We start from the raw sequence: 23,239 nt of genomic DNA, 5'->3' as shown, positions 1-23,239 counted from the left end.
AGCCAACGATACATATGTGCCAGTCCGGCCCGGTTTATTCAGACGCCGATAGTGGTAAATATAGGCAAAAAAAATATCTTTGCAAGATGAACATCCTAATTATCGGTTCAGGCGGACGGGAAAGTGCTTTTGCCTGGAAAATTGCCCAAAGTAAACAGACAGCTCAACTATACGTCGCCCCCGGCAATGCCGGTACCGGTCAATACGGTCAAAATGTGCCCATCCAGGTCTCGGATTTTGAAGGGATAGCTGACTTTGTGCTCGATAAGCAGATAAACATGGTGCTGGTCGGACCTGAGGAGCCCCTGGTAAAAGGTATACATGATTATTTTTTAGAGCGGGCTGACTTACGGCATATCCCGGTTATCGGTCCGCAGCGGCAAGGCGCACAATTGGAAGGCAGCAAAGATTTTGCGAAGCAGTTTATGGTCCGCCATGGCGTTCCGACGGCGGCTTCCCGATCATTTAACCGGTCCACATTAGCGGAAGGGCTAGCTTATTTGGAGACGCAAAAACTGCCCATCGTTCTTAAAGCAGACGGACTGGCGGCCGGCAAGGGCGTGCTGATCTGTGCAACCCTTGACGAAGCAAAATCCGAGCTGAAGGCCATGTTAGAAGACGCAAAATTCGGCGAGGCAAGCAACAAAGTCGTGATTGAAGAATACCTGACCGGTATTGAACTATCCGTCTTTGTACTAACGGACGGTAATACCTATAAGGTGCTTCCGTCTGCAAAAGACTATAAACGTATCGGCGAAGGCGATACAGGGCTTAACACGGGAGGCATGGGATCCGTTTCTCCCGTACCTTTCGCGGATAATGTGTTTATGGACAAAGTGGAACAACGAATCATCGTTCCTACGATTGAGGGACTGAAACGGGACGGCATACCCTATAAAGGCTTTATTTTTATCGGGCTCATGAACGTAGAAGGAAATCCCTATGTCATCGAATACAACGTACGCATGGGCGACCCCGAAACCGAAAGCGTGCTTCCCCGTATAGAAAGTGATTTGGTGGACTTACTTCAAGGAGTAGCAGCGGGCGACTTGTTTGAACGCTCTTTTACGCTTTCTTCGAAAACCGCCGCGACCGTGGTAGTTGTCTCAGGCGGCTATCCGGGAACCTATGAATCCGGTAAAGCAATCAATAACCTGGAAAATGTAAAGGATTCCATAGTATTCCACGCGGGCACCCGCGAAGAAAAGGGGGTCGTACAAACCGCCGGAGGACGCGTATTGGCGGTCACTGCGTTGGAGGACACGTTATTTGAGGCGTTACAGCAGGCCACGGCTGATGCGGGCCGGATTTATTTCGAAGGAAAATATTTTCGTAAAGACATCGGTTTTGATTTGTTATAGGGAACAAAAAGAACTTGATGAATGCCCTTGATCCTACATAATTCGTTTGGATATAAAAACGAATTTATCTAAGTTTGCAGTCCATAAAAAATGGCCCATTCGTCTATCGGTTAGGACGCCAGATTTTCATTCTGGAAAGAGGGGTTCGATTCCCCTATGGGCTACAAATTTTTTGCTTCTGGTCTGGTTTGTGTCGATATCGTTCGATTCCCTTTGGTTTAAGCATTATTCTATTATTCAGGGCCATCAAACGTGGTGACAATTAAGATCGAAAGACAACAGGAATACAAAAACAGCCATAAACCGCCGACAAATCAAATCCCCTCACAAGTTTGTCATTGACTGTCTATCTGGATGATGGCGCGTAACTTGTCCTCGTTGAGAATCGTAATGCTTTTTCCATCCAATCGGATGCACCCTTCAACGGTGAGTTCGTTCAGCATCTTAAAAAGCGTCTCATAAGTGGTTCCGGCAAAGGAGGCAATATCCTGGCGACTGATAATAGCGGCGATTGCTCCATTAGGCTTTGTGCCGAATTGCTTTTTCAACGAAACCAGCGACTGTGCAGTTCGTGCTTTAACCGACATGTGGGCAAGATTACGCATACCACGGTGGGATTCCTGAAGTTCATCAGCGAGGAAACGCATCAGCGTATAGGTTAGATTCGAATTGACCCGGAGGGTGCTTTCAAAAAAATCCATATCCAGGTAACAAACTTTCGTGCTTTCCACCGCTGTCGCGGAAACGGGGTATCGGGCTTCTTTTCCTAACCCAAGATGGCCCATAATGTCACCCGCCCCCGCGAAGCGGATAATCAACTCCTTTTCCAGCCCCCACTTCTTATGGATTTTAGCGACGCCGGAATAAACAAAATAAATGCCGGTTACGGGTTCCCCTTCACGAAAAACTCTTTGCCCCTTTTTTAACAGAAAGTTTTTCCTATGGATTTCCACGGCGGGAATCCAATCGGGAAGACATAACCTACATAAAAGGCAATCGCGGAGATTGCAGGGGACATCGCTCTCTTTATTGTTCATTCTGACACAATAGTACAAATTTTCCGTGAAGCCACTTCCGTCTTGTCAAAACTTTATAATATATTACAAGCAATATAAAACAATACTTTATCAAGTCAATAATGTTAAAAAATATTATTTGAAATATATTTTGTATTTTTGCAAGCACACACTTCCGCCTTTTTATGAGCAGTCGGCATATCAAAAACAGCATTCCGATATCCCCAACATTGGATGATTTTAATGCTACGGATAAAACCAATAGAAAGACCGGATTCAGTCTTTCGGCCAAAAGATTGGTTTGGATATGCCTATTGGCCGTGGGAATCGGTGCGGCGGTCAGTCTGATTGCACGCTTGCTAATAGCGTTTATTCACTTGGTTACGAATCTTTCATTCTTTGGAAATTTCAAACTGGATTTCCAAGATCCGGCAGACAACCAACTTGGATTGTGGGTACTTATCATTCCGGCTATAGGGGGAGTTATCGTCGGCCTCATGGCGTTGTATGGCTCAAAGGCCATCCGTGGCCACGGAATACCGGAAGCGATGGAACAGATTTTGGTAAATCAAAGCCGAATCAGGCCCAAAACTACGTTACTGAAACCCATTTCGTCGGCGATCGCCATTGGCACGGGAGGGCCATTCGGCGCGGAAGGTCCTATCATTGCAACAGGAGGAGCATTTGGCTCCACGCTTGGGCAATTCCTGCGGGTAACTCCCCGGGAAAGGAAAGCATTATTGGCGGCAGGGGCAACTGCCGGCATGTCTGCGATCTTTGGAACGCCTGTTGCGGCGATTTTCCTTGCAGTAGAACTACTCCTATTTGAGTTTTCGGCACGAACCATTTTGCCGGTAGCATTGGCGTGCATCACCGGGGCGGCCGGGCATTATTTCCTTTTTGAGGCCGGCCCGGTATTTCCGATGCCCATTCTTTCAGCAGCTTCCAACTCCGCTTTGTTAGTGTATAGTTTAATAGGCGTGCTGATTGGTGTGGCTTCCGTTGGCTTGACCAAGGCGGTATATTATGTAGAAGATTTGTTTGAGAAACTGCCGATACATTGGATGTGGTGGCCTGCATTGGGCGGACTAGCGGTTGGGCTGGTCGGCTACTTTGCACCGTACACACTGGGCGTTGGATACCAAAACATAACCAACGTACTTTCCGGAAGCATGTCGCTAGCCATCCTTATTCCCCTCGCGTTGCTGAAATTTGTTTCCTGGTGTATCGCCCTCGGAAGTGGCACGTCGGGTGGAACGCTCGCTCCGCTGTTGACCATCGGAGGAGCCTGCGGAGCCATTGCGGGCATCGCTTCTACATCCATTTTTCCCGGTGCCAATGTCAGTTTATCAATGGCTGCCCTCATCGGTATGGCGGCTATGTTTGCGGGCGCATCACGGGCCTATCTCACCAGTATTCTATTTGCTTTGGAGGCCACCTCGCAGTCTAGCGCCCTGGTACCGCTACTCGCTGCATGTACGGGATCTTACCTGATTTCCTTCTTCTTCATGAGAAATACGATCATGACCGAAAAAATCGCCCGCCGGGGAGTTACCACACCAGAAGTTTACGAGCCGGATCTTCTTAGGCAAACCACCGTCCGCCGCGTAATGAAACAACTTTTTGTGATTCCGGAGGCTGCGCAGAAAACCATTGGAGAAATCAGAAAAATCTATCGGGCTTCACATTCCGAACACAGATTCGTCACCTTTTCAGTCGAAAATAACGCGCCTATAGGAGTGCTTTCGGTACCAGAAATTTTCGCCATAGATGCGGATTTGGAGGCCCCCGTTGCCTCCCTCGCCAAACGGGATATCCTTACTATTTCGGAATCAGATCATCTCGGCAGGGCTGCTGAACTGCTGGCAAAAAGTACCAGTCCCTTCCTAATCGTTACTTCGGATACACGGCCGGAAGAGATGACCGGAATAGTTACCTACAAAGAAATTTTAGGTTGTTATCTGCGTCATACCCGCGATAATAGGGAAATCAGCCGAAGCCTGCTGCCCGGTAAGCAACGCCTACGGATTCTCGTGAAAGGGAGACTCCCGCGTTCATCGAGTTATTGATGGATGATATGAAATCATTTCATCCAAATCACCCGGTGGTATAAATAGCATACTTAGCTTTGGTTAACCGCTCGGTTTGGGAAACCCCTTCGCCGACGATCGCTAAACATAAATTTAATTGCTATGGTAAACTCAGTTCATTCGGGTATCACGATTACCCATGACCGGGATTCCGGCCATCGGGAGAGTTTCTTCTCCCAATACGTATTCAGCCGCGATCATAAAATGATCGCAAAGCAGTTTTTGGTTACTTCGATCGCAATGGCATTCATTGCGCTGCTCCTTTCCCTCTTGTTTAGGATCCAGCTCGGATGGCCTGACGGAAACTTTCCGATACTGGAAGTCTTTCTTGGTAAATGGGCGGAAGGCGGACGTATCCGGCCGGATTTTTACCTCGCCTTGGTGACCATACACGGTACGATAATGGTTTTCTTTGTATTGACAGCAGGGCTCAGCAGCACGTTCGCCAACTTGCTTATTCCCTTGCAAATCGGCGCTCGGGATATGGCATCTCCTTTTATGAACATGCTCTCTTATTGGTCGTTTTTTGCTTCGTGCGGAGTACTCATCGCATCCTTCTTTGTAGAAAGCGGACCGGCAAGTGCGGGGTGGACGGTTTACCCGCCGCTGTCGGCAATCCCCAAGGCGATACCCGGATCCGGACTGGGGATGACCATGTGGCTCATCAGCGTATTCCTGTTTGTGATTTCGTCCGTACTGGGCTCCATCAACTACATCAGTACGGTGCTCAACCTTCGTACCAAGGGAATGGATTTATGGAAAATGCCACTTACTGTATGGGGGCTTTTCCTGACGGCGGTTCTAGGATTGCTCACATTCCCTGTACTTGTGGCTGGTTTGGTGTTACTGATCTTCGATCGAAGCTTCGGTACCAGTTTTTACCTCAGCGATTTAGTTATTCAGGGGCAGATCATGCCAAATGAAGGGGGAAGCCCTATTCTTTGGGAGCATCTCTTCTGGTTTCTGGGACATCCTGAAGTGTATATTGCTATTCTCCCCGCCTTCGGTATTGTTTCGGAAGTAATGTCTACGCATTCCCGGAAACCGATCTTTGGTTACCATGCCATGGTCTATTCGCTGATAGGGATTGTGGTCCTGTCATTCCTGGTATGGGGCCACCACATGTTTGTATCGGGAATGAATCCTTTCCTCGGAGGAGTTTTCATGGTCACGACGTTAATCATTGCCGTGCCGTCGGCAATAAAAACATTCAACTACCTGGCTACTCTTTGGCGGGGCAACATACGGTTTACACCGCCTATGCTGTTTGCCATCGGTTTCGTGTCTTTTTTGGTTTCCGGAGGATTAACAGGCATCTACCTAGGGAACTCTTCGCTGGACATCGGTTTACACGACTCCTATTTTGTCGTGGCACACTTCCACCTGGTTATGGGATGCGCTTCCGTTTTTGGTATGCTTGCAGGCGTCTATCACTGGTTCCCGAAAATGTACGGGCGAATGATGAACGAAAAGCTCGGCTATCTGCATTTCTGGATGACCTTTATATGTGCATACCTCGTATTTTTTCCCATGCACTTTATGGGCATCGACGGAGTCCCAAGAAGGTACTATGCATTTACGGAATTTTCGTTCATGGAGCGCTGGCTCTCCGTCAATAAATTCATCTCCTGGGCTGCTATCATCGCGGGGTTCGCACAACTTGCGTTCCTGTTCAACTATGTTTACTCAGCTTTTCGGGGGAAAAAAACCGACGGCAATCCATGGCAGTCAAACACGTTGGAGTGGACCACCCCTGTGGAACACCTACATGGCAATTGGCCAAAAGAGCTGCCGACGGTCTACCGCTGGCCCTACGACTACAGCAAGCCCGGACACCACGAAGATTATATCAGCCAAATCGTGCCCTTTTCGCAGACCCGGGAATCTAACTTATCCCACGATTTCGACGGCGATCCCGAAGGTGGACGCATCCAGCGGGAATGGGAAGCGGCTAACAAATCAGAGGCAAAGGCCCGTTAAGGTCGGATAAGTCCTTTCCACACCTCTCCAACGCCCCCTTATTTAAGTGGGGAGCCTGTTATATGTATCCCATTTTGGGATTATGTGCAACAATTGTATCTTGTGTGCGGTTGTATACGTTAATATAGACGGAGCGGTTTTATGAATATGCGATTTGCGGATTTAATAAGATTACTGGCTACGGCGGAACTTATCGTCTTTTCGCTCACCGTCGCCTTTGCACAAACAACCATCCAAGGGACGGTCACCGACGCCTCCACCGGCGAGGGCATTCCCGGTGTCAGTATATTCCTCCCCAACACATCTCAGGGTACATCTACGGATAGTTCAGGTCGTTATATACTAACTTTTACTGGTTCAGCCACCCAAATACAATTCAATGCCTTGGGCTATAAACCCGTTTTTAAATCGCTTCCGCAAGGGACGCCGTTGACGATCGATGTTGAACTTGAGGAGGATGCGCAGATACTGGATGAAGTAACAATCAGCGAAAAAGGACGTTACCGCAACCGTGACAATCCCGCAGTCGAATTGATCAGAAAAGTTATCGAACACAAAAAAGCGAATCGCCTTTCGCGTTTCGATTATGCTTCGTTTGAAGTGTACGAAAAGATCATGATGGCAATCAGCGACGTCCCCAAATTCATTACAAATAATGCACTTACCCGCGGATACCGATTTGCGTTTGAAAACATAGACACGACACTCGTGCCCGGACGTTCTCTGTTGCCCATTTACCTGGAAGAAAATCTGTCCCATCGGTATCGACGGCTTCACCCAAAAGCTGAAAAAACGATTGTAACGGCCAATAAAAAAACCGAACTCGATAAACGTTATATAAATAACGAAAACATCGAGACATATTTTAAGTTCCTCCACAGCGATGTGGACATTTATGAAAACAACATTTTAATTCTGAATAAGCCGTTTCTCAGTCCCACGGCCGATGCTGCCCCCTTATTCTATAAATTTTTCATTACCGACACCATATCCAACGCGGAAGGAAAATTCGTCGAATTGACCTTTGTACCCCGAAACAATGAGGACCGTCTGTTTTCTGGCAAACTGCAGGTAACATTAGACGGCAATTACGGAATACGCCGTGCAGACATTTGGATAGACCATCAGGCCAATCTTAATTGGGTGAATGACGTGACCGTTTCCCTGCGCTTCCACCGCCATAATAACGGAGTTTACCTTCTTGCCCATTCGGACGTAAAGATCAATTTCGGATTGTTTGAAGGTAAACGAGGTGCTTTTGGACAGCGGACGCTCGTCTACAGCAATTACAATACGGATACGGCAATCCCGGCGAGTACCTTCTCCGGCCAACAACTTATAAAACTGGCCGATGCCACACAACAAACAGAAAATCAATGGAAAAATGAGCGCCCATTGCCACTCACCGAAGCCGAAACAAAGACCTACATCAACCTGGATAGCCTGCAGCATAATAAGTCGTTCAGACGCACATTGCGCGTCGGGTATCTCGTGGCTCAATCCTATATCAATGCTGGCCCTATCGAATTCGGCCCGTTGGAATACTCGTACAGTTTCAATGATTTGGAAGGCAGCCGCATCCGGTTAAGCGGTCGAACGACACGCCAATTTTCGGAAAAACTGTATGCAGAGGCCTACGGTGCTTATGGATTTCGGGATGATCGCTTTAAATTTTTTACGGGCGTCGCCCATACACTGAATGGCAAGCGTATCGGAGAATATCCCGCACACTACCTGCACATTACCTATCAACAGGACGCCCGGGAACCGGGCCAATTATTGGGTTTCCGCAATGGCGACAGCTTCTCTCGATCCTTCCGCAGCGGCGATCAGGATAAATGGTCCTATCACAACCAATTTAAGATAAATCATGTTGTCGAATTTGGCAATCACGTCACGCTCCAAACTTTCTTTTCGTCGCAACGGCAAGCGCCAGCGGCAAAGTTATTTTTTATAGCGGGTCAAACCGGTCAGGATACATTGAAAGCGCTGCAGACGTCAGAAATAGGAGTGGACCTCCGCTGGGCACCTAACGAGGAATTTTTCCAGCGGAATTTAGAGCGTTCTCCCATTATCAACGAGTATCCGGTATTCAATCTACGGTATAATTTAGGCGTAAACGGTGTGTTCGGCAGCGAATATAGCTATCATGCCCTGCGGCTGGACATCTTCAAACGTGTTTTTCTTTCGCAGCTCGGTCTGGCGGATGTAACGTTCGGAACCGGTTATATCTTCGGGACGGTACCGTTCCCGCTGTTGGATATACCCAATGCCAGTAAAACCTATATGCTGGCTCCTGATTCCTATGCGCTATTGAACAACCTTGAATTCGTCAGCGATCAGTATATTAAGCTGGCCGCGGAATACCGCCCCCATGGCTTCTTCTTCAACAAGATCCCGTTACTCAAAAAATTGAAGATTCGCGAAGTCACCGGATTCAAACTCCTATACGGAAATGTTAGGCCCGAAAACAGGCCGGGCGATAACCCAAACGTATTCCTGTTGCCAAGAGACCAACAGGGCAATCCGACCACATTTACCCTCGAACGAAAACCCTATATGGAAGCAAGCGCCGGCATCGAGAATATTCTCAATGTATTGCGGATCGAGTATGTTCGAAGATTATCGTACCTTAATCATCCCAATATTGATAAGGGCGGCATACGATTTAGCTTGAAGGTAGATTTTTAACGAATTAAGATATATACCATGGCTTACCAAAATTTAATCGTCACTGATAGAGATCGTATCCGGCATATCGTCATTAACCGTCCGGACAAGTTGAATGCGCTCAATAAACAGACACTGGCTGAACTACATAACGCGCTCAGTGACGCCTTGGCTGCCGATACCGTCTTCGGCATCGTGTTAGCTGGTGCAGGTGACAAAGCTTTTGTGGCCGGTGCGGATATTTCCGAATTTTCCAATTTTAATGCCGAACAGGGCTATGCATTGGCATACGAAGGGCAAACCCGTGTTTTCGATCTCATGCACGAAGCCGATAAACCGATTATAGCGGCCATTAACGGTTATGCGCTGGGCGGAGGTCTTGAACTGGCATTGGCCTGCCACATGCGGATTGCCGTAGCGAACGCCAAATTGGGCTTACCGGAAGTCTCACTGGGTTTGATACCGGGGTATGGCGGCACGCAACGGTTAACACAACTGGTTGGACGAGGACGGGCGCTGGAAATAATTTTAACCGGGGATATGATTTCGGCCAGTGAAGCGCTTGAATGCGGGCTTGTAAATCATGTTGTTCAACCGCTTGAACTCATTGCTAGAGCGGAAGGCATTCTTCTACGCATCGCTTCGCGGTCGCGCACCGCTGTGTCGGCAGCCATTAAGGCCGTAAATGCCAGTCTTGGCATCGTTAAACCTGGATTTGAAACGGAGATTACGCTTTTTGGCCAGTGTTTTCAAACCCCCGATTTTAGAGAAGGCGTACGTGCTTTTTTGGAAAAACGAAAACCAAATTTCTAGTTCCACGTTTTGTCGTAAACCAAATTAATCGGCATGACGTATGTCCTACTCGATATTCACCCCAAAAGAGCGTAACATCATCACCCTGGTGCTATTACTACTATTAGGTGCAGTAATAGCCTATGCAGTACGGGGAATCATTGGTGCGCTATTAGGTACGATGGTTATGTACACCATATTCCGCCCGCTGAACATTTGGCTGGTAGAACGTCTCAAATGGCGCAGGCCACTCGCTGCCGTATGTATTATCGTTATTTCATTTCTGATTATCGTATTGCCGTTTTTGGGAATAGGCACCATGTTGACCAATAAAATCGTAGAATTGGTTAAAAATCCCGAATGGATAAAGAATACGGTCAATACCATCAATGAATATGCGGGTGACAAACTGGGTAAACCTGACTTGCTGCAAGAACAACTGGAGAAAAGCGCCTCCTACTTCGGCGGCCTCCTTACTTCATTAGTCAGCGGAGCAGCGGGCTTGTTCCTGGATATCATCGTTATGTATTTTCTCCTGTATTTCATATTTATCAACTTTAGGGGATTTGAACGCGGATTGCTCCGCTATTCACCCTTCCGCATAGAGAATGCGATCAAATTTGGCCATGAGCTACGCAATATTACTTATTCTAACGTCATCGGACAAACCTTCATTGCTCTGGTCCAAGGAGGCGCCTTATCACTGGGCTTTTGGATTTTCGGTTTTGATGATGCCTTATTTTGGGGAGTCATCTGTGCGATATTGGCCTTTGTACCCCTTTTGGGGCCTCCACTTATTTTTGTTCCCGCAGCCATCTATGCGTTTACCCAAGAAGATAATTTTGCAGCCATTGGGTTGCTGGTATATGGTTTCGTTGTAGTCATCAACATTGATAACATCCTTCGCTTGATCATTGCGAAAAAAGTAGGTGACATTCATCCCATTATTACGGTAGTGGGTGTCATCATCGGGATTCCGCTGTTTGGTGTGATGGGTCTGGTCTACGGCCCACTGCTGCTTTCTTACTTTCTCATTACCGTACGCATTTACGAAGCCAACAAAAAGCAATTGAATTTAACCGACGAGGAGCTTCCGTCGCCCTAACAACGTACGGAAAACGACGAAGGGAAATACCTGAAAAAAGGGATTTACAAATGGGTGTTCAATCCCTATCTTTGCGGCGAGTCCCGCACATAAGGGCGCTCACGTATGTAAAACATGAAAATTCGATTGATTCTATGGATCCCTTGCCTGCTCTTGTTTACTTCTTGCTTCCAGCTTATTGAAGACATAACCGTCAAGAAAGATGGTTCTGGCACAGCGGTATTTACCGCAAATCTCAGTCAAAGCAGATCCAAACTTGCGTCGATTATGTTAGTGGACAGCGTCAATGGATATAAGGTACCCTCCAAGACTGATATCCGGAACCATTTAATTGAACTATCCGCGGAGCTAAAAAAGATCCCCGGTATATCCAATGTATCTCACACACTTGATTTTGATAAATTTGTAGCAACCGTTCGCTTTTCATTCAGCAACGTGGAAGATCTGAATACAATCGCAAACAAGCTATTTGCGGAAATGAAAATCACGCCTTCCAATCAATCATCCTATACATACAATAAAACGAGCCGGACATTTAACCGGACGTATGTCTATGAACCGAGGGCAAAGGCCGAATTTGAAAAACTGAAAGATACCGATAAAGAAATATTTAATACCGCTACCTATACCAGTATTTACCGGTTTGACCGCGCCGTGCTTTCACAAAGCAATCCATCGGCAAAATTGGCTGCATCGAAGACGGCGGTTATGATCCAAAGCCCCGTACTCGATCTGATTAGCGGAAAAAGAAACATAACAAATCAAATTAAATTAGCAAATTGATCCATGAATAGACTCCTTTCAATTGCCTTTGCCTCACTGATAACATCAACGCTCAGCGCGCAGGACCTTGCCACTAAAATACCGCACGATGCCTTCGCCGTTGTAAACATCCAAACCGGGCAATTCTTCAAACTCACCCATGTGAAGGATTTTGACCAGTCAACGATCGGAAAAGCGTTGGTAGATCTGGGAGAAAAAATAGGTGCTTCCGAAATCACCAGCGTTGCGGACTACGGATTCGATTTAAATAGTTCGAGCTATTTCTGGACCACGAAAACAGATAGCGTAACGCACTTTACGGTAGCAATTCCTCTTTCGGACGTATCGGCCTTCGAACGGATTTTTACGGCAGCCGAAGAGACTGAACAACAAGGCCCCCTACAATGGTTTACCAAATTATTGGACGACGATCCGGTGACGTTTGCGTGGGATAATCGCGTGTTGTGTATTTCAACGGGTTCGCCGGTAAACAGCTACTTTGAAAATGAAGAAGTGGCAGAACGATATGGCATTACCTACGACGATTATGAAAATTATTTCGATGAATCCGACACCGCCGTTGTCGACGAAACCATCCCCGCTCCCCCTGTGGCTACCCTGGAAGAATACCCTAAAGGAGCTACGGAGGCCATCGCAGAAGCCGAGGACGCCGCGGAGGTTGTCGTAGATTCTGTGGCGACGGATGTCGCATATGAAGATGAGCCTGCGGAAATTGATTCTGAAACCGACTGGTGGACAGACACAACGGCTTATGCAGAAGAAGCTGCATCGTATGAAGATTTTTATTCCAAAAATGTCCGGATTAAAGATTCGCTGGCCGGTGTATGGGCACGTGAATATACCGCGTCCATTTTTAATCACCCTGCCGATCAAAGCATCCTCAGCAATCGGTCCTATCTCCGCAGCGTAAAGAAAGACGCGTTGATGACGGGTTGGCTTTCCAACCTGGAAGCTATTTACAGCACCTTGTTGCCCGACTTATTTGGCATGCGTGGAGACGGCAAATTATTCCGCTATTATGGCAGCGTGTATGCCGGCCTTTATGCCGATGGCGAAGGGTTTAAATTGGGTACGGAAATGGAGGTATCAGATAACCTTGCTCGCAGCTTCAAACGCATATACCGACCGAAACTTAATCGCAAATTCCTGAAATACCTGGATAGTGATAAAGCGGTCGGGTTCTTTGGTTTTGCTATGGATAGCAAGGCCTACCTGGAAGAACTGCCCAAATTGATGAATGATACCTACGGCAAAATATTTGCTCAATATGAAAACGAAATTTCACTGGGAGCCGAAATAGTTTCTTTGCTTCTAGACGAAGAAGCGATCGCCAGCGTAGCTAAGGGGGATGGCTTATTCGTATTAAACGGCATTGCTGAGAAAGAGGTGACGTATACAGATTACGAATACGACGAGGATTATAACTACACGGAAGTCGAAAAAACCAGAATGGAAACGATTCCCGATTTCCTCGCTATGTTCTCATCGGACAATGCTAGTCTGTATAACCGTTTTGTCAACTACTTTGAACAAAAAATGCTGCTGAGTGGCGACAGGGGCCTCTATCGCGTCGAAGAACCGACATTACCTTTCGACTTGTATTTATACCGAAAAGATAACATTATATTTTTAGGCACCTCTAAGGAAGAAATGGAAAACGTAAGAGACAACCGGATACAAGGATCCATTAATAAAGCCCACCGGGCGCTACTAACTAAAAACCGGTTTGCAGGACTATTGAGTACCAAAAAGCTCTCCGAAGACATTCCTGAAGAACAGTTGCGGACCCTTGACAATTATATCGCTTTTCACAAAATCTTCGGTAACCTCGGCGATTTTTATTTCCGATCAAATGGCATTAAAGGCAATACCGTGACCGGAGAGTTTGTGGCCCAAACACCAGAAGGCTATGATAACGCCGTCCAATATCTGTTTGCTTTAATAGACTACGCTGCCCAACAGAAATAAAAAGGGTAAGCTACAGGCATTTTGTTCAATGAAGGTATTTCGCGAATACGAACATTTTATCTAAGTTTGCCGTCTTATGAGTAAGCAGACAGACGATTTCTTCAAAAATGTAATTTCACACGCAAAGGAGTACGGCTTCGTATTTCCGTCAAGCGAGATATACGATGGTTTGAGTGCCGTGTACGACTACGGACAGTTGGGGTCCGAGCTCAAAAATAACCTGAAAACATATTGGTGGAAAGCCATGGTTCAGTTGCATGAGAATATTGTAGGCATTGACGCCGCGATTTTCATGCATCCCACTACTTGGAAGGCTTCTGGCCACGTAGATGGTTTCAACGATCCGATGATAGACAATAAGGATTCGAAAAAGCGTTACCGGGCCGACCAACTCATTGAAGATAGGATCGCGCGCTATGAAGCGGACGGCAATGCTAAAGAAGCGCAACAGCTGCAGGCCGATCTCGATGATGCACTCAATGCCGACGATCTTCCCAAAGTTAAAGCACTCATTGAAGTACACAACATCGTTTGCCCCATCTCAGGCACGAAAAACTGGACCGATGTAAGGCAGTTTAATTTGATGTTTTCCACCCAAATGGGAGCATCGGCTGAAGATGCGGAGACGGTATACCTGCGGCCTGAAACGGCACAAGGCATCTTTGTCAATTTTCTGAATGTCCAAAAAAGCGGACGGATGAAAGTTCCTTTTGGGATTGCCCAGATCGGAAAAGCATTCCGTAATGAGGTCATTGCCCGTCAATTTATCATGCGCATGCGTGAATTTGAGCAAATGGAAATGCAATTTTTCGTACGGCCCGGCACGGAACTCGATTGGTATAACCAATGGAAAGAAACCCGCCTGAAATGGCACCTCGCTGTTGGCGGCGATCCAAAAAAATACCGTTTCCACGACCACGTCAAGCTTGCTCACTACGCCAATGCAGCAGTAGATATCGAATACGAATTCCCGTTTGGGTTCAAAGAAGTGGAAGGAATCCACTCGCGTACAGATTTTGACCTTAGCCAGCACCAGAAATATTCGGGCAAAAAAATGCAGTATTTCGATCCCGAAATCAACCAGAATTACGTGCCTTACGTGATAGAAACGTCCATTGGCTTGGACAGGCTTTTTCTTACCGTATTATGTAATTCATTTGAAGAGCAGGATCTCAGTACGGCCGACAAGCAAGATTCGCGATCGGTGCTGCACTTCCATCCGTCGTTGGCTCCGGTGAAGGCGGCGATCCTACCGTTGACGAAAAAAGATGGTCTACCAGACAAAGCCAGAGAAATACTCAACCGGCTCAAAATAGATTACAACGTACAGTATGACGAGAAAGATTCGATCGGAAAACGCTACCGCCGGCAGGATGCCATCGGTACGCCGTTTTGTATTACGGTCGATTACCAATCACTTGAAGACGATACGGTGACACTCCGTCATCGCGACAGCATGGAACAGGAACGGATTGCTGCAGCGGACTTGGAAAAAATCATTGCCGACCGCGTAGGTTGGAAGAATCTATTGGGCGGCTTATAGCCGCCCAATTCTAACAGATTTTCACCTTATTTACTACCGTATATCTCAAACTCCGCTATCGACACGACCGATCGATTGTTTGGTGTGTTGGCCACAGCTTCCGCCGTGAACCGAAAATAGCGCGCTTGCACAGGTTTGCCAAAATCCACATGTTGCAAAATCGGATTGGCTGCGATATTAGCAAACTCCCCGCTGGCTGCGGTTATCCATTGGCTTCCGTCTACGCTTATCTCAAAAACATAGCGGTTTATCAAACCCGTCTTCTTCCCATCCTGCCGTGGCAGATAGCCCAAGCCCGTGAGCGAATGCAGGTTGCCCAAGTCAATGCTGAAACGACTCGGCAAATCCACTGCGTCAGTAACCCAATGGGTTTTTGCGTCGCCGTCCCACGCCAAAGCCGGGTCTCCCCCATTCAATGAATTGTCAACAATATTCCATTCCGATGGATTTAAGGCGCTTCGTTCAGTGCGCTGCGTTGCAAATTCTACGGTTGCTTCCTTAAACAAGCCAAAGTCGCTGAGCGCCACCGCAACCGGAGCAAACAATCGCAATCGCAGTTGCTTCGCAGTAACGGGTTCATTTAACGGAATAAGCCGGCTAGAACCAATGCTGGTCGCCTTGGCTAGGGGTTGCCAGGACCCGTCCTTCCATACATCCACCCAGACGCTGTCTAAGCGCTGTCCCAATTTGATATTTTCACGCAGACGAATAAGATCAAAAGTAGCCTCGTCCTTCAATTTCACCACCAGTTCGGGCTGGGTTATGTCATCGTCAGTTGCCCAGTAGCTGTAACGGTCATCATCCAATAGGTTGGCCGGACCAAAATCCCCCTGATTGCCTTTGCGTATGTTGGAGGCGTCAAGTGACGCGCCGGAAGCAAAATTTTCAGCAAACGTTTTACGCAATTTTTCACCAAACCCTCTCAGCGAAGCGACGTCATTTGGATGCAGCAATCCGTCCATATTGGGAGCCAATCCTAAGTTGAACGCAGCCCCCCGGCCTACGCTTTTAAGATAAAGATCGAACAACTGATCGGGTGTCTTTACCTCGTTGTCCTGCTCTGGATGGTAAAACCATCCCGGACGTTGTGGTACGTCACATTCAGCAGGAATCCAATACTTACCGTCCCGCTGCCCACTGCCTAAAAACCGGTCGTCGATGTGGCCAGGCGCAGGATTACTACCGTCGGGCGCCACCGGGGTAAATGTAGCCCAAGAGGTTTCCGCGGCGATCCCTTTTTCGTTCCCTACCCAACGTATATCCGGGCCAACATCGCTGAAAATTACTGCCGTGGGCTGCATTTTCCGCGTGATTGGCCAAGTTTTTTCCTCCCATTCATAATAAGTAGCCCGATCGATACGGCGAGTTTCATTTGCCCCTCCATAGTATCCATCGCCGCCGTTCGCTCCGTCGTGCCAGCTCACAAACAGAGGCCCGTAATCGCTGTATAATTCGCGCAACTGCTCCCGATATGCGTCTGCATACTCCGGAGCACCATAGCTGGGGAAATTTCGATCCCAAGCAGACACATATACACCGAACTGCATCCCTTGCCTATGCGCAGCTTCCATAAATTCCCTTACCATATCGCCCTTTCCACCACGCCATGAACTTTGGGAGATGTTGTAATCCGTCGTTTTCGTTGGCCACAAACAGTAGCCGTCGTGATGCTTGGCCACTGATATCAAACCATTGAAGCCTCCGGCTTTCGCAGCTGCGGCAATCTGATTGGCGTCAAAATGTCCCGGATTGAATAAATCAGCCGGGGCATCGCCAAAACCCCATTCCTTGTTCTGAAAGGTAGTGGGTGTAAAATGAATCAAACAGTACATTTCCAGCTCATGCCAGTTCAACTGAGCCTCTGTAGGTATCGGTCCGTAAGGACTGGGGCCATCCTCTTTCGAATTATCGATGGAATCGCATGCAATAAAGCCTATCGCGGCCAGCACGCTCAAAAATTTCAGTCTGGTTATATAGTCGAATGTCATAAGAATAGCGGACTAAATTGACAATAAAGATAGGATGTTTCCCGCTAGTCGCTCCACGCTTGCAAAAATAACTTAGTATATGGCTAAAAGGAACGAATGGAAATAAAAAATACTTATATTCACAATACCAACTATCGATTCAAACTATGGTCTATCGGTATTAATGATTTATTCCTTCCAGATAATCCTTATATATTTGATAACCCGAAGTAAGACAATGAATTAAAACCCTAAAAACGTACGTCATGGAAAGCAATGCAAACGACCTGGGTAAATGCCCATTCTCCGGTAAATCGACATCCCAACAACCCATTAAGGCTCAAGCTGGAAGCCGGGGAACAAAAAACCGTGATTGGTGGCCAAATCATTTGAGAATAAACATGCTGCGGCAGCATTCACCAACAGCTAATCCAATGGGCGAATCCTTCAATTACGCCCAAGAGTTTAACAGCCTCGACTTGGCGGCCGTGAAGCAAGATCTTCACGAGCTGATGACCGATTCCCAGGATTGGTGGCCCGCTGACTTCGGCCATTATGGACCGCTTTTTATAAGAATGGCTTGGCACAGCGCAGGTACGTACCGGATAGGCGATGGTCGGGGCGGTGCAGGCCGGGGCCAGCAGCGATTCGCGCCGCTCAACAGCTGGCCCGACAACGTGAGTCTTGACAAAGCACGCAGACTCTTATGGCCTGTTAAACAGAAATACGGGCGGAAGATTTCATGGGCGGACCTGCTTATCCTAGCGGGCAATGTTGCGCTTGAATCCATGGGGTTCAAAACGTTTGGTTTCGCCGGCGGGCGCGAGGATACCTGGGAACCCGACGAGGACATCTATTGGGGCTCTGAGAAGACCTGGCTAGGAGGCGATGAGCGGTACGCTCATGGCTCGGAGGGTATCAAGAAAGAAGGTGCGGTGTTAGTATCCGATGATACGGCAGATGGGGATATCCATAGCCGCAATTTGGAGAATCCGCTGGCTGCCGTGCAAATGGGGCTCATTTATGTCAATCCAGAAGGCCCTGATGGCAATCCGGACCCCCTGGCAGCAGCCGTAGACATTCGCGAAACTTTTAAACGTATGGCAATGAATGATGAAGAAACCGTTGCACTCATTGCCGGTGGCCATACGTTCGGAAAAACGCATGGTGCCGGAGATACATCACTCGTGGGTGCCGAGCCAGAAGGTGCGGATATTGAAGAGCAGGGACTGGGCTGGAGAAGCCGTTACGGTACGGGCAAAGGCGGCGATACCATTACCAGTGGCTTGGAAGTTACCTGGTCGACTACCCCCACAAAGTGGAGCACGAACTTTTTTTGGAACCTATTTGGCTATGAATGGGAACTGACGAAAAGCCCGGCTGGCGCACATCAATGGGTCGCCAAAGGTGCCAATGCCATCATCCCCGATGCGCACGACCCATCTAAACGGCATTTACCCACCATGCTTACGACCGATCTTGCCTTGCGATTTGATCCGATTTATGAAAAAATATCCCGTCGATTCTTCGAAAATCCCGATGAGTTCGCAGATGCCTTCGCTCGCGCCTGGTTCAAATTAACGCACCGCGACATGGGGCCCAAAACACGCTACCTCGGTCCCGATGTACCCAAAGAAGAACTGATCTGGCAGGATCCTATTCCCGTGGTAGATCATGCGTTAATCGACGATCGGGACATCGCCGGGTTGAAAGCCGATATACTGGATTCTGGATTGCCAATATCCCAGTTCATTGCCGCCGCTTGGGCGTCGGCATCTACGTTCCGGGGCTCTGATAAACGAGGCGGCGCAAACGGTGCACGCATTCGCTTAGCCCCCCAAAAAGACTGGGAGGTAAACAATCCGTCGCAACTGGCCAATGTCTTGGCTATACTCGAAGATATCCAACAAAAATTTAATGCCAAGCAATCCCGCGGAAAACGTGTTTCCCTCGCAGACCTGCTTATCTTAGCGGGATGTGCAGGAGTCGAAAAGGCGGCAAGAGATGCGGGGCACCATGTAGCGGTTCCTTTCAGTCCAGGCCGTATGGATGCATCCCAAGAGCAGACAGATGTGGAGTCATTTGCAGTTTTAGAACCTGTGGCCGATGGCTTCCGCAATTTCCTGAAGACGCGATACAGCATCTCTACCGAAGAATTGCTCATTGATAAGGCCCAATTGTTAACGTTGACAGCTCCGGAATTAACCGTTCTTGTCGGCGGTATGCGTGTATTGAATACCAATTTTAACAATACCCCGCATGGAATATTGACCCACCGCCCCGAAACACTTACCAATGACTTTTTTGTAAACTTACTTGATATGCGTACCGTTTGGAAAGCAATGGATGAATATCGGGAATTATTCGAAGGTCTGGATCGTACCACCGGTGAACGGAAATGGACGGCCACCCGCGCAGACCTTGTCTTCGGATCAAATTCAGAACTCAGGGCGATTGCTGAAGTATACGGAAGTTCAGATGCGGGAGAAAAATTTGTGAACGACTTTATTGCAGCATGGAACAAAGTTATGAACTTAGATCGCTTTGACCTAAGTCACTAGTTACCGTTTCGCAAGCTCTGGATAGCCGTCTAAGAAGGACCTTTCCGTTATCGGTGGAAAGGTCCTTTTTTCAATTCCTCTGTATTTTTAGCTCTTTTACATTATTTTAGCGCCGTACTAAATAATACACGTCAAAAATATGCCTTTTTTCCACTCCGCACATTTCATCCGATTGGTTTTAGCCGTTGCTTCATTGTCTTTTATTACCCAACCAGCTATTGCTCAAGAACAGACTTTCAACAGCTGGTTTGCATGGTTCAATAACGTTAAATTTAGCGAAAAGTGGGGCATGAATCACGATATTCAGTTTCGAGCAGGCACTGACTGGGGTAACTATTCAATGCTTCTTATCCGTCCAGGCATCAATTATTACGTTAAGGAACGCCATACCGCAGCTTTGGGATACGCCGCCACTTTGGCAACCCACGAATTAGCGACAAACGCCCGCAGGTTAACCGAGCACCGCATTTGGCAGCAATACATCATTGGAGGAACGTTGTTCGGTGTCCCGGTCCAACACCGATTTCGGCTTGAACAACGCTTCCTTGAACGACCTGATGAAACCGCATTCGCTCAACGGGCAAGGTATTTTATTCGGGGCATCGTTCCGCTCAGCTCCCATTCAACCCCCTCTTTCCGCCGAGGACTCTTTGTGTCGCTCCAAAACGAACTCTTTTTTAACATCCAAAACGCAAATGCAACTAACGGAAAGTGGTTCGATCGAAACCGCGCGTACGCATCCCTCGGCTTTCGATTTTCGGAAAGGTATGATTTTGAAACCGGGTATCTGCACCAATTCCTCTTGAGGAATTCTACGCCGCACGCCGTGACACATGTGTGGCAGTGGGCAGTGTACACCAGATTTTAATACCTTATTTATCAATTATTTATAATAAAATCTGTCATTTAAAAAAATTTAATCTACTTAATTAATAGACTTTATATATATTTGCTTTGTGAAAGCAACGACGATGCGGGAACACAAGGGTTTATCAACGCCCTTGAACTCCCTTGGTTAGTCGGTTGCCGGCAAGCCCGTCGATGCGATTATCGCCGCGGCTTTAATTTATCATAAAAAAGAAACGCATGTCAGTAGTAACCGAAAAGCAATATGTCGATCCCAAGATCACGTTAGTGGGTGCCGGCCCGGGAGATCCGGACTTAATTAGCGTAAAAGGTGTAAAGGCGCTAAGAACAGCCAATGTCATTTTATACGACGCGTTGGTGGATGAACGCCTACTAGATTACGCGCCACAAGAATCCATTAAAGTCTACGTCGGCAACCCTTCGGGCGACGAGAATTTTTCGCAGGACGTCGTCAATCAATTGATGGTTGATTACGCGCTGAACTTCGGTCATGTAGTCCGGCTCAAAGGAGGTGATTTATTCGTTTTTGGACGTGGCTATGAAGAGCTAAACTATGCTGCTTCCTACAGTATCGAAACGGCGATCGTCCCCGGTATCTCGAGTGCGATATCCGTTCCGGGGTTACAAGGCATTCCCGTAACGCATAAAGGCTCAAGTGAGAGTGTATGGATTCTGTCCGGCACCGATAGTAAGGGCAATCTCTCGCTTGAACTGCACGACGCCGCTCGCAGCAAAGCCACAGTCGTTGTACTGCTTGGATTTGACAGATTACCAGATATTGTTGCTATCTATCAGGAAATTGGAAAGGGAGGATTGCCCGCAGCCGTTATCCAAAACGGCTCAATGGGTAATGAGAAGATCGCCATCGGCTTAGTTAACACCATTGTCGAAGTAGCCGACGAAAAAGGAATTGACAACACGGGTCCTGTACTGCTCGTGTTTGGTTCTGTACTGGAATTACATCATGATTTTCAACGGATCAAGCAATTCTTCGAAACAGCGCTTTAAAGTTTCTCTTCATAGGTTTACAATCGGGTTAAGTATGGAGTGCCTGTCCCTCAGGTGCTCCTACTTCTTGTGATAATAGCCACTAGTTTGTGGGTGGGGGGTCATCACTCACACACCGAAAGCCAAGGTTGTTACTTCCGCTACTTATTTCTCCTTTTCCTCTGCTACCTGCTACATACCGCTCGCAATATTGCTCGTTGCAAAGAAACGATCCACCGCGCTGTACACGTTTGACAGCACCCGGCTCCATTGGATCGTAGCTATCAGTTGGTCCCTTAGGGTTCTTCTTCGGACTGCCTTTATAATAATCCGGTCGGTAGTAATCCGAGCACCACTCCCATACATTGCCATCCATGTCATATAGGCCAAAGGCGTTTGGAGAATAAGATTTAACCGGAGCTACACCGCTATATCCATCTTCGGCAATGTCCCGGACCGGAAAATCGCCTTGGTAAACATTTGCCGCCCACCTGCCCTTGGGCTTCAGCTCATCGCCCCAATAATACTTGCTGTTAGAAGCTCCACCGCGTGCGGCCAACTCCCATTCCGCTTCCGTAGGAAGCCGCTTTCCCGCCCATTTAGCAAAAGCAGCCGCATCCTCATATGCAATATGCACCACCGGCTCATTCTCGCGCCCTTTGATACTGCTTCCGGGTCCCTCAGGCTGCCGCCAATTGGCCCCAATCACATATTGCCACCATTGTAGATGGTTACCTAACCCCACAGCATGATTCGGCGGTGTAAATACGGCTGAACCAGGTTGAAGTGCGTCCAACGGTACATTAGGAAAATCCTTCGGATCCAGGGGCCGTTCTGCAACAGTCTGATAACCCGTAGCCGACACGAAACGAGAGAACTGTGCGTTGGTTACCTCATGTTCATCCATCCAAAAGCCATCTACGGTTACCTCATGCACCGGACGGGCGTCCTCAAAATCATCCGTCCCCATTTGAAAAGTCCTGCCTTTGATATAAACCATCGGCGCATCATCCGACCCTAGAAAGCTATGCGCTATTTTGGATTCCGCTATAGCCGCAGCACGCGAAGGAATTCCATGTGCCACGCAGGTTACCGCACTATCTCTATCAACTTCACTCTTCTGCCCAGTCTCTTGTTTTCCTGCATCCATACAGGCAACCGTCAGCACCCCTGCAGTCCCAAACAAAAAAAGGCATTTTTTATGATTCATACTCGTTATTGTCACTTCGAATTTCCTGACCGAACACGTCTAGGTAAAACCATCCTTAAAGGTATCATTTGATTACCAATAATCCAAGCCTCTTGTGCATAAGTCTACGCCATTTACGCCACAACCGCGGCGCATACGTTGTCCCCTAATAATCCAAAAATAAATTCCGTATTTAAAAAAGGCGAGACAATCTCAGGTGTTTGTTTGTCCCCAAAAAGAAAGCCCCGCTGCATTCTGCAACGGGGCTTCTTATAAAATCCGGCACCGACCTACTCTCACGCCTGTTACGGCAATACCATCGGCTCTGGCGGGCTTAACTGCTCTGTTCGGGATGGGAAG

15 protein-coding genes and 1 tRNA gene are annotated in these 23,239 nt (G+C 47.7%); 13 read left to right on the top strand and 3 right to left on the bottom strand.

Annotation, left to right across the window (positions count from 1 at the left end; genetic code table 11):
- Positions 1-86: 86 nt before the first annotated feature.
- Both purD and ACFQRK_RS18795 read left to right on the top strand, forming a co-directional pair.
- A complete protein-coding gene (gene purD, locus ACFQRK_RS18800; protein ID WP_379009469.1) occupies positions 87-1,361 on the top strand; it encodes a phosphoribosylamine--glycine ligase in 1,275 nt (424 codons plus the stop codon).
- 92 nt (positions 1,362-1,453) lie between these two features.
- A tRNA-Glu gene (locus tag ACFQRK_RS18795) sits at positions 1,454-1,525 on the top strand.
- Positions 1,526-1,696: 171 nt separating this feature from the next.
- Here ACFQRK_RS18795 and ACFQRK_RS18790 read toward each other — a convergent pair.
- Entirely contained in the window at positions 1,697-2,398 is a 702-nt protein-coding gene (locus ACFQRK_RS18790) for a Crp/Fnr family transcriptional regulator (RefSeq protein WP_379009468.1), read from the bottom strand.
- A 164-nt stretch (positions 2,399-2,562) separates the two neighbouring features.
- Between ACFQRK_RS18790 and ACFQRK_RS18785 the strand changes: the two genes are divergently transcribed.
- From ACFQRK_RS18785 to ACFQRK_RS18750, 8 genes are all read left to right on the top strand, one after another.
- Positions 2,563-4,446: a chloride channel protein gene (locus tag ACFQRK_RS18785; protein WP_379009467.1), complete on the top strand. Its 1,884-nt coding sequence runs from the start codon at positions 2,563-2,565 to the stop codon at positions 4,444-4,446.
- Positions 4,447-4,671: 225 nt separating this feature from the next.
- Positions 4,672-6,447, top strand: a complete 1,776-nt coding sequence (locus ACFQRK_RS18780; protein ID WP_379009681.1) for a cbb3-type cytochrome c oxidase subunit I — start codon at positions 4,672-4,674, stop codon at positions 6,445-6,447.
- 141 nt (positions 6,448-6,588) lie between these two features.
- Entirely contained in the window at positions 6,589-9,138 is a 2,550-nt protein-coding gene (locus ACFQRK_RS18775) for a DUF5686 family protein (protein WP_379009465.1), read from the top strand.
- 18 nt (positions 9,139-9,156) lie between these two features.
- On the top strand, positions 9,157-9,930 hold the full coding sequence (locus ACFQRK_RS18770; protein ID WP_379009463.1) for an enoyl-CoA hydratase/isomerase family protein: 774 nt from the start codon (positions 9,157-9,159) through the stop codon (positions 9,928-9,930).
- A 40-nt stretch (positions 9,931-9,970) separates the two neighbouring features.
- On the top strand, positions 9,971-11,014 hold the full coding sequence (locus ACFQRK_RS18765; RefSeq protein ID WP_379009462.1) for an AI-2E family transporter: 1,044 nt from the start codon (positions 9,971-9,973) through the stop codon (positions 11,012-11,014).
- Positions 11,015-11,128: 114 nt separating this feature from the next.
- Positions 11,129-11,797 (top strand): hypothetical protein, encoded by a 669-nt coding sequence (locus ACFQRK_RS18760; protein ID WP_379009461.1) that lies wholly within the window; start codon positions 11,129-11,131, stop codon positions 11,795-11,797.
- Positions 11,798-11,800: 3 nt separating this feature from the next.
- Positions 11,801-13,765: a hypothetical protein gene (locus tag ACFQRK_RS18755; protein WP_379009458.1), complete on the top strand. Its 1,965-nt coding sequence runs from the start codon at positions 11,801-11,803 to the stop codon at positions 13,763-13,765.
- A gap of 76 nt (positions 13,766-13,841) precedes the next feature.
- Positions 13,842-15,308, top strand: coding sequence for a glycine--tRNA ligase (locus ACFQRK_RS18750; RefSeq protein ID WP_379009456.1), 1,467 nt, complete (start codon positions 13,842-13,844; stop codon positions 15,306-15,308).
- Positions 15,309-15,334: 26 nt separating this feature from the next.
- Here ACFQRK_RS18750 and ACFQRK_RS18745 read toward each other — a convergent pair whose 3' ends face one another.
- The gene (locus ACFQRK_RS18745; protein ID WP_379009455.1) at positions 15,335-17,296 is read right to left on the bottom strand and encodes an alpha-L-fucosidase; all 1,962 of its coding nucleotides are present in this window, start codon (positions 17,294-17,296) and stop codon (positions 15,335-15,337) included.
- A 245-nt stretch (positions 17,297-17,541) separates the two neighbouring features.
- Between ACFQRK_RS18745 and katG the strand changes: the two genes are divergently transcribed.
- The 3 genes from katG (at position 17,542) to cobA (ending at position 21,711) form a co-directional block, all read left to right on the top strand.
- Positions 17,542-19,836: a catalase/peroxidase HPI gene (katG, locus tag ACFQRK_RS18740; RefSeq protein WP_379009453.1), complete on the top strand. Its 2,295-nt coding sequence runs from the start codon at positions 17,542-17,544 to the stop codon at positions 19,834-19,836.
- A 139-nt stretch (positions 19,837-19,975) separates the two neighbouring features.
- Positions 19,976-20,704, top strand: a complete 729-nt coding sequence (locus ACFQRK_RS18735) for a DUF2490 domain-containing protein (protein ID WP_379009451.1) — start codon at positions 19,976-19,978, stop codon at positions 20,702-20,704.
- A gap of 218 nt (positions 20,705-20,922) precedes the next feature.
- Positions 20,923-21,711, top strand: a complete 789-nt coding sequence (cobA, locus tag ACFQRK_RS18730) for a uroporphyrinogen-III C-methyltransferase (RefSeq protein WP_379009449.1) — start codon at positions 20,923-20,925, stop codon at positions 21,709-21,711.
- Positions 21,712-21,793: 82 nt separating this feature from the next.
- Here cobA and ACFQRK_RS18725 read toward each other — a convergent pair whose 3' ends face one another.
- A complete protein-coding gene (locus ACFQRK_RS18725; RefSeq protein ID WP_379009448.1) occupies positions 21,794-22,900 on the bottom strand; it encodes a formylglycine-generating enzyme family protein in 1,107 nt (368 codons plus the stop codon).
- Positions 22,901-23,239 lie beyond the last annotated feature (339 nt).

It is taken from the genome of Parapedobacter sp. GCM10030251, assembly GCF_042666505.1.
In the GTDB taxonomy this organism is placed as follows: domain Bacteria; phylum Bacteroidota; class Bacteroidia; order Sphingobacteriales; family Sphingobacteriaceae; genus Parapedobacter.
This window is presented reverse-complemented; position numbering and strand designations above follow the sequence as displayed.

Bases quoted from the DNA above. Each gene is read 5' to 3' on its own strand.
- purD (WP_379009469.1), top strand. From the start codon at position 87: ATGAACATCCTAATTATCGGTTCAGGCGGACGGGAAAGTGCTTTTGCC.
- ACFQRK_RS18790 (WP_379009468.1), bottom strand. From the start codon at position 2,398: ATGAACAATAAAGAGAGCGATGTCCCCTGCAATCTCCGCGATTGCCTT.
- ACFQRK_RS18785 (WP_379009467.1), top strand. From the start codon at position 2,563: ATGAGCAGTCGGCATATCAAAAACAGCATTCCGATATCCCCAACATTG.
- ACFQRK_RS18780 (WP_379009681.1), top strand. From the start codon at position 4,672: ATGATCGCAAAGCAGTTTTTGGTTACTTCGATCGCAATGGCATTCATT.
- ACFQRK_RS18775 (WP_379009465.1), top strand. From the start codon at position 6,589: ATGAATATGCGATTTGCGGATTTAATAAGATTACTGGCTACGGCGGAA.
- ACFQRK_RS18770 (WP_379009463.1), top strand. From the start codon at position 9,157: ATGGCTTACCAAAATTTAATCGTCACTGATAGAGATCGTATCCGGCAT.
- ACFQRK_RS18765 (WP_379009462.1), top strand. From the start codon at position 9,971: ATGTCCTACTCGATATTCACCCCAAAAGAGCGTAACATCATCACCCTG.
- ACFQRK_RS18760 (WP_379009461.1), top strand. From the start codon at position 11,129: ATGAAAATTCGATTGATTCTATGGATCCCTTGCCTGCTCTTGTTTACT.
- ACFQRK_RS18755 (WP_379009458.1), top strand. From the start codon at position 11,801: ATGAATAGACTCCTTTCAATTGCCTTTGCCTCACTGATAACATCAACG.
- ACFQRK_RS18750 (WP_379009456.1), top strand. From the start codon at position 13,842: ATGAGTAAGCAGACAGACGATTTCTTCAAAAATGTAATTTCACACGCA.
- ACFQRK_RS18745 (WP_379009455.1), bottom strand. From the start codon at position 17,296: ATGACATTCGACTATATAACCAGACTGAAATTTTTGAGCGTGCTGGCC.
- katG (WP_379009453.1), top strand. From the start codon at position 17,542: ATGGAAAGCAATGCAAACGACCTGGGTAAATGCCCATTCTCCGGTAAA.
- ACFQRK_RS18735 (WP_379009451.1), top strand. From the start codon at position 19,976: ATGCCTTTTTTCCACTCCGCACATTTCATCCGATTGGTTTTAGCCGTT.
- cobA (WP_379009449.1), top strand. From the start codon at position 20,923: ATGTCAGTAGTAACCGAAAAGCAATATGTCGATCCCAAGATCACGTTA.
- ACFQRK_RS18725 (WP_379009448.1), bottom strand. From the start codon at position 22,900: ATGAATCATAAAAAATGCCTTTTTTTGTTTGGGACTGCAGGGGTGCTG.